Genomic DNA, 7641 nt, shown 5'->3' with positions numbered 1-7641 from the left:
CGTTGACTTTTGGCACGCTGTTGAGTTCTCAAGGAACGGACGCTTCCATCAGGCGGCTTTCACACCGGCCCTCCGGGCGCTTCGTTCTTTCGTGTCTCCAGCTTATCAGATGTTTTCCGTGCCGTTCCCGGCGCTTCCTTCATCCAACTCGCTGGTGTCTTCTGCGGCTTGACGCCCCGTCCGACGTTTCAAACTCTAGCCGATCCCCGCTCCGAAAAGCGAATCCGGCCGCAATCCCCGAAAACAGGCACACCGAATAAACCCTGAGCCGGAACGCCTCGAAAAGACAATGAAACGCCTCGGCCCGTAATCGGGAAGAGGTGGTGTTTCAGAGGATTGGCTACCCCGGGACCGTCCGCGCAGACACGTGTCCGGTGCTCCCAGCCAGGCAGCTCGAAGAACACTAGACCTCTCGGACGGCCGAGTCAAGCGCTCGCCTCCGTTCGGGGGACTCCTCCTCGGCCGGCAGCTGGAAGACCAGGACGGCGACGTCGTCGTCGTGCTCGGAGGTGACGCCCATGGCCCGGAGCAGGCGGGCGCAGACCACGTCGGGGGCGCCGATCGCGCCGGTGAGGGTGCGGGCGAGCTGGTCGAGGCCCTGGTCGATGTCCTCGTCGCGGCGCTCGACCAGACCGTCCGTGTAGAGGACGCCGGTGGTGCCGGGCAGCAGTCGCAGGGTGTGCGAGACATGGACGCCTCCCCCGGTGCCCAGTGGCGGGCCGTTCTGCTCCTCGCCGCGCAGGACCGTGCCGTCGGGGCAGCGCAGCAGGATCGGGAGGTGGCCGGCGGAGGCGTAGCCGAGGGTGCGGCCCCGCGGGTCCCAGACGGCGTAGGTGCAGGTGGCGATCTGGTTGGCGTCGATCTCCATGGCGAGCACGTCGAGCAGGCTCATCACCTTGTGCGGCGGGAGGTCGAGGCGGGCGTAGGCGCGGACGGCGGTGCGGAGCTGGCCCATGACGGCGGCGGCGCGCAGGCCGCGGCCCATGACGTCGCCGATGACCAGGGCGGTACGGCCGCCGCCGATGGCGATGACGTCGTACCAGTCGCCGCCGACGGCTGCCTCGGCTCCGCCGGGCTGGTAGGTGGCGGCGACCCGGAGGTCGGCGGGCTGGTCGAGCTTTTGCGGGAGGAGGCTGCGCTGGAGGGTGACGGCGGCCTCGCGGTGGCGGCGCTCGGACTCGCGCAGCCGGGCGGCGGCGAGGACCTGGTCGGTGACCTCGGCGGCGAAGACGAGGACGCCGGAGGTCGGGTCGTCGCTCGTTGGAGTGGAAAGGGCCGGCTGTCCGCCGGGGGCCGGGCGGCCCGGGTCGCGGGTGAGGGGGACGCAGGAGACGTTGTAGTAGCGGTTGCCGGTGAGGCCGAGGATGCAGCGGGCCTTGACGCTGCGCGGGCTGCCGCCGCGGATCACCTGGTCCATCAGGGGCAGTACGCCGAGGGCGCCGAGTTCGGGCAGCGCGTCGCAGGCGGGCAGGCCGGTGGGGCGCTCGCCGAAGAGTTCGCGGTAGGCGCGGTTGGCGTAGCCGAGCTGGTGCAGCGGGCCGTAGGTGACGGCGACCGGGGCCGGGATGCGGTTGAGGACCTCGCGGAGGTCCTGGGGCCGGTGGGGGTCGAGCACGCCGGTGGGGTCCAGGGCGCCCGGGGTGTCGGCCGGTCCGGCTGGGCCGGTGGGGTCGCGGGGGCCGGGCACCACGACGGCGTCACCGGACGGCGCGGCGCGGTCGGTGCCGGCCCCGGACGGCGGGGTGGCACGCCACGGGACTCCGGTGAGCCGGGCGCTCCAGCGCATGAGGTTCAAACGACGGCCGCTTCCTCGGGTTCCAGACATATCATCACTTTTTGTGCACTCGTCAGCACACGGGGTAATGACTCGGTCGGGCCGATCCTGTCAGGCGGAGGCCCGATTCCGGAAGTCGTCCGCGCCAGGCGTGGTGCTCCGATCGGGCACAGGGCCGCGCCCGTACTCCGACCGGGCGGTGGCGGGCGGGCCGCCGGCGCGGCTCACCCGGGCCGCTCGTCGACCGGGGCCGGCTGCTCGGGCCGGCCGATCGGAACGACCTCGCGGGAGAAGAGCCCGGTCAGCGCCCAGTCCATCAGGACCCGCACCCGGCGCTCGCCGCTCGGCAGCCGGCGCAGGTGCCGGGCCCGGTGCAGCCACCAGGCCCGGCGGCCGGTGAGCCGTCCGCCGCGCTTGGTGTGGGCGACCGCCCGGCCGAGGCCGAGCGAGGTGGAACAGGCCGGGGCCTCGGACCGGTACTCGGCGATGCCCGGCGCGTGCGGGCCGCCGTCCAGCGCGACCAGCACATTGGCGGCCAGCTGCTCCGCCTGGGCGAAGGCGTGCTGGGCGTTCGGCGCGCACGGCGCCCCGTCCGCGCGCGGGTCGGGCACGGCGGCGCCGTCCCCGGCGGCCCAGGCCCCGGGCAGCGCGCGGCCGTCCGGGCCGAGCACCTGCAGGGTGGGCAGGCAGCGGACCCGGCCGGCGGTGTCCAGCGGCAGGTCGGTGTCGCGCAGCAGCGGGTTCGGGCGGACCCCGGCCGTCCAGACCAGGGTGCGGGCCGCGAACCGGCTGCCGTCGGAGAGCGCCATGACCCCGTCGGCGGCCGACTCCAGGGTGGTGCCCAGCCGGACGTCGACGCTGCGCTCGCGCAGCTGGGCGAGGGTGTGGCCGGCGAGTTCGGGCGACTCGTCGGCGAGGATCCGGTCGGTGGCCTCGACCAGCACCCAGCGCAGGTCCCCGGGGGTGATGTTGTGGTGGCCGCGGACGGCGTACCGGGCCATGTCCTCCAGCTCGGCGAGCGCGCCCACGCCCGCGTAGCCGGCCCCGACGAAGACGAAGGTGAGCGCGGCCTGGCGGAGCGCCGGATCGCGGGTGGTGGCAGCCAGGTCGAGCTGTTCCAGGACGTGGTTGCGCAGACCGACGGCCTCGCCGACGGTGGAGAAGCCGCGGCCGTGCTCGGCCAGGCCGGGGACCGGTGCGGTGCGGGAGACCGCGCCGGGGGCGAGCACCAGGACGTCGTAGTCGAGCTCGACCGGCGCGGGCGGCTCCCCCGGGCCGGCGGCGTCGGCCCAGGCCCGCCGAGTGGCGTGCTCGATCCGGGTGATCCGGGCGGTGAGCACCCGGCACTCGGTGAGCTCGCGGCGCAGCGGCACCACCACGTGCCGGGGGTCGATGGTGCCGGCCGCGACCTCCGCGAGCAGCGGGTGGTAGGTGAGGTAGGCCTGTGGCTCGACCACGGTGAGCTGGACCTCGCCCCGGCGCAGCCGCTCGCGCAGGCCGCGCTGGAGGTGCAGCGCCGCGGACATGCCCGCACAGCCGCCGCCGACGATCAGGATCCTGATGGCGCACCTCCTGTCGATGGGTCCCGGCGCCCGCCTTCGACCGGGCATGCCCCCATCACGCCCCCCAATAAAGGACCGTCGGCGCCCTCTTGTCCACCATCCGTACTGTGGCGGACGGGACCGGTGGGGCCGGACGGGGACAGATGTGCTGCCGGGGTGAGTTTCTGACGCACTTTCGGCCTCGAACGGCGGTGAACTATGGTCGGATTGTGTGGCGGCGCGGCCACTGCCATGTCAACCGGCGGCGACGCACCGTGGAGCGGCCATTACGGCCAGTTCTAGTGTTGGCGGGAGAACCCGACTGCGGGACCGTGATCCGGGGAAGGGTAGTTCCCGGACAAGGCCCCGGGGCGGGCGCCGGGACGCCGGTCCGATCGCATCGATCGGCCCGGCGGCGCCCGCCGGATCGGGGTCCGGGTGGTCTGCGCGCGGCCGCACCCGCGGTCGGGCGTCACCCGGGCGGCACCACCAACGGCACGAGCGATGGGTCATCGGTCATTTCTTTCAGGCGTAGCTGCACCGGGGGGTGCAGGGGCGGGCGACGGCAGGGTCCGGAATCGGATGCCTGCGGGGGAGAGTTGGGATGATGGAACAGGAGCGACTGTTGGGGCGAGCGGGTGCGGCACACCCCGGCCAGGGCATGGTCCCGGAGCAACGCGGCCCCGCCGAGGCGGCCGGGCCGCCCGGGGTGCCGGGTGCTTCCGGCCTCCCCGGGCCGGGCGGGACGGCTTACGCGGCGGTCCCGTACCGGGGCGGCGAACTGACACAGGCCGGCGGGCCCCCACCGGGTGCGCGGCTACGGGTCGACGCCCGCCGGAATCTGGAGAGCGTGCTGCGCGCGGCCCGCGAGGTGTTCGGCGAGTTCGGCTACGGCGCGCCGATGGAGGAGGTGGCGCGGCGGGCCGGGGTCGGTGTGGGCACGGTGTACCGGCGCTTCCCGAGCAAGGAGGTGCTGGTCCAGCGGATCGCGGCCGAGGAGGTCGCCTGGCTGACCGCCCAGGCGCGCGAGTCGCTGTACGGCGGCGCGGGGGCCTGGGAGGCACTGGCCGGGTACCTGGCGCGCGCGGTGTCCACCGGGGCCGGGCGGCTGCTGCCGCCGGAGGCGTTCCGGTACGCGGAGGAGCTGGGGCGGGTGCCCGAGCAGCGCTCGGCGGAACCGGCCGGGCCGGCCGGCGGATTCGGCCTCGCGCGGTACGAGCCGCTGGGCGGCGAGGCGGCGGCGGTGTCCGGCGGGTTCCCGGGGTCCGGGGTCGCGGGGTCCGGGGTCGCGGCGACCGAGGCGGAGGCCGCGGCGCTGGTGGCCGACGCGGACCCGCGGCTGCTCCTGCAGTTGCTCGCGGCGCTGGTGGCGCGGGCGGGCGCGGCCGGTGAGCTGCGGCCCGGGGTCACCGTCGCGGACGTGGTGCTGGTGCTGACGGCGTCGGTGCCGGTGCACGCGTGGCGCGGCGGTCCGGCGGGTACGGTGCCGGCCGGGGCCCCCGGCTCCGCGGCGGCGGGCCCGGTGCCCGGGGACGCGGCGCAGCCGGCGGGTGGTCCGCAGACGGACGGTCAATCCGCCGAGGTCCCGTCGGACCGGCTGCTGCAGATCCTGCTCGACGGCCTGCGGGCCCGCTGAGCGGCACTCGGTCGGGCGGCCACCGGCCGTCACGGGCAAGGAGGTTGGTGAACCGGGCGGCGCGTGGCAACGGATCGCGCGCCCGGCGCGAGCGATGGCCGCCGGGGCGGCGCGCGGCGGGCGAACACATCCGCGACGGCCCCACGGAAGAGTGGGTCACGGCCGGTCCGGCTACCGCCCAACTCTGCGCTATGCCATCCTTTGCCCGTGGTTGGAGCCAATGTCCCGATGCGCGCCGTTCGCGCGCCCTCGGCGCCGTGCAGCGGGAGCTCGTGCGCCCACGCACTCCTGCGCGCCCTGCCACACTACGGGGGCTGTCGTGGAATCTGGGGTCCGTTGTGAGCGCCGAGGAACAGAACGACTACGGGTACGGCCTCGACTTCGGGCGGCCCGCCGGGGCCGGACCCGACCGGGGAGCCGACCGGGGGCCTGACGGCCCGGGGGCCGACGCCAGGGCGCCCGGCGCCGGATCGGCGGCCGCTCCCCGGGTGTCCGGCCCGGTGCAGTCGTGGCTTCCCGCGGGCCAGGTGCCGGACCAGGCCGGGATGCCCAGCCGCGAGACCCTCTCCGCCTCCGCCGCCGCCCTCCCCCAGGGCCGCGTCCCCGGGCAGGCCCCCGCCGGGCGCGGAGGCGTCACCCCGGAGGCGTTCGTCGGCGCCGGCGCGCCGGCACGCCTCACCGTTCCCGCTCCGGCCGATCCGGTCGACGGTGAACGGCCGCCCTCCGACGCGGAGTTGACGGCGCTCGTGCGCGCCGGCGACGACACCGCGTACGAGGAGATCTACCGCCGGCACGTCGACTCGGTGCGCCGCTACGCCCGGACCTGCTGCCGCGACAGCTTCACCGCCGAGGACCTCGCCGGCGAGGTGTTCGCGCGCACCCTGCAGGCGCTGAAGGCGGGCAAGGGGCCGGAGTTCGCCGTCCGCGCGTACCTGCTGACCGCGGTGCGGAACGTCGCCGCGGCCTGGACCCGCAGCGAGCGGCGCGAGCAACTCGTCGACGACTTCAGCGTGTTCGCGCAGACATCGGCGGCCGTGGTGGACCTCGACCTGGCCGACCCGGGCGCCGACGCCTGGGCGATGGCGATGGCGGACCAGCGCATGGTGATGCAGGCCTACGCCGAACTCCCCGAGGACGACCGGATGGTGCTCTGGCACACCGAGGTCGAGCGGGAGTCGCCCAAGACCGTCGCGGTGATGCTCGGCAAGACCGCCAACGCGACCGCCGTCCAGGCCCACCGGGCCCGTGACCGGCTCGCCGCCGGCTTCCTGCAGGCCCATGTCTCGGGCAGCCAGGACCGGGCCTGCGAGGGGTACGCCAACCGGCTCGGCGCGTACGCGCGCGGCTCGCTGCGCAAGCGGGCCTCGGCGGAGGTCGGGGGGCACCTCAGGGAGTGCGACCGCTGCACGGCCGCGTGCCTGGAGCTGTCCGAGATCAACCACGGGCTGCGCGCCCTGCTGCCCGGCGGGGTGCTGGTCTGGGTCGGCGTGGGCGGCTTCGGCGCCGCCGCGGCCGCTGTGGGCGGGGCGGCGGTGGCCGGTGGCGCGGCCGCCGGGACCGCGGCCGCCGCGGCGGGCGGTACGGCCGGAGGCGCCGCCGGAGGTACGGCCGGAGGTGGCGCGACGGGTGGTGCGGGCGCGGGTGCGGGCGCCGCCGGGGAGGGCCTGGGCACCGTCGCCAAGGCCGGCATCGCCGCCGCCATCGCGGTGGCGGCGGCCGCCGTCGCCGCGTACGCGCTCACCGGCTCGCCCGAGCCGAAGCCCCCGGTGGCCGCTCCCCCGGCGTCCGCCCCGGCCGCGCCCGCGCCGCCGGCCCCCGCGCCCGAAGCGGCCGCCCCGGAACCGGCGCCGCAGCCGCCGGCCCCGGCGAGCGCCGAGCCGGACCCGGCGGAGGAGCCCGCTCCCGAGCCGCCCGCGCCCGCGGCGAGCAGCGCGCCGCCCAAGCCGGTGCCGCCGACCGCGCCCGGCACGCCGCCGGCCACCGCGGCGGCCTCGCCGGCGCCCGCGCCCCCGAAGTCCACGCCGGCACCGTCACCGACGGCGACGCCGAGCAAGCCGCAGACCCCGGTCCTGGTGACGCCGCAGCCGAGCCTGCCGCCCCTGCAGCTGCCCGAACTGCCGGTGATCCCCACCCCCGAGGTGCCGGTGATCCCGACGCCCACCATCCCGCCGACCGTCCCGCCGGTCCTGCCGACGCCGACCACGCCGCCGCCACCGGTCGACTTCTGGGCCGACGGCCTCCCGGTGATCAAGCCCGGCAACAACCGGGTCCCCCCGCCGCAGCCGGCCATCCGGCAGAAGGGGAGCGACTGGTTCTGGCAGCGGGACACCGCGTCGGTCGGCGGCGTCGAGTACCGGCACGGCATCACCGTGCACGCTCCGGCGACCACCCTGATCGACCTCAACCGCACCTGCACGTCCTTCGACGCGGTGGCCGGGATGGACGACCTGAGCGTCACCCTCGGGACCGTGGTCTTCTCGGTCCAGGGCGGCGACGGGCGGACGCTGTGGAGCTCGCATCCGGTGCGGGCGGGCGACCGGGCGGTGCCGGTGCACGTACCGCTGGACGGGCAGAAGTCGATCCGGCTGGTGGTGACGCCGGCGAGCGGCATCTGGTCGGCGCTGAACATGGCCTCCTGGGCCGACGCCCGCTTCAGGTGCGTCTGAGCGGGCGCCGGACCGGCCGGGCGG

At 75.9% G+C, this 7641-nt stretch carries 3 protein-coding genes and 1 pseudogene; 2 read left to right on the top strand and 2 right to left on the bottom strand.

Annotated features, from left to right (window positions below):
* Window positions 1-460: 460 nt before the first annotated feature.
* Both ABTX81_RS20965 and ABTX81_RS20960 read right to left on the bottom strand, forming a co-directional pair.
* A pseudogene (locus ABTX81_RS20965) lies at window positions 461-1795 on the bottom strand (PP2C family protein-serine/threonine phosphatase); the annotation flags it as partial.
* A gap of 203 nt (window positions 1796-1998) precedes the next feature.
* Window positions 1999-3384 (bottom strand): NAD(P)/FAD-dependent oxidoreductase, encoded by a 1386-nt coding sequence (locus ABTX81_RS20960; RefSeq protein WP_350547840.1) that lies wholly within the window; start codon window positions 3382-3384, stop codon window positions 1999-2001.
* Between the two features lie 538 nt (window positions 3385-3922).
* On the opposite strand from ABTX81_RS20960, the gene ABTX81_RS20955 reads away from it, so the two are divergent.
* Together ABTX81_RS20955 and ABTX81_RS20950 are read left to right on the top strand one after the other, a co-directional pair.
* Window positions 3923-4951 (top strand): TetR/AcrR family transcriptional regulator, encoded by a 1029-nt coding sequence (locus tag ABTX81_RS20955; RefSeq protein ID WP_350547838.1) that lies wholly within the window; start codon window positions 3923-3925, stop codon window positions 4949-4951.
* A 338-nt stretch (window positions 4952-5289) separates the two neighbouring features.
* Entirely contained in the window at window positions 5290-7617 is a 2328-nt protein-coding gene (locus ABTX81_RS20950) for a sigma-70 family RNA polymerase sigma factor (protein WP_350547836.1), read from the top strand.
* Window positions 7618-7641 lie beyond the last annotated feature (24 nt).

It is taken from the genome of Kitasatospora sp. NPDC097605 (assembly GCF_040302725.1).
Lineage (GTDB): Bacteria > Actinomycetota > Actinomycetes > Streptomycetales > Streptomycetaceae > Kitasatospora.
Note: the sequence above shows the minus strand (reverse complement) of the source record. Positions and strands in the feature narration are given on the sequence as shown.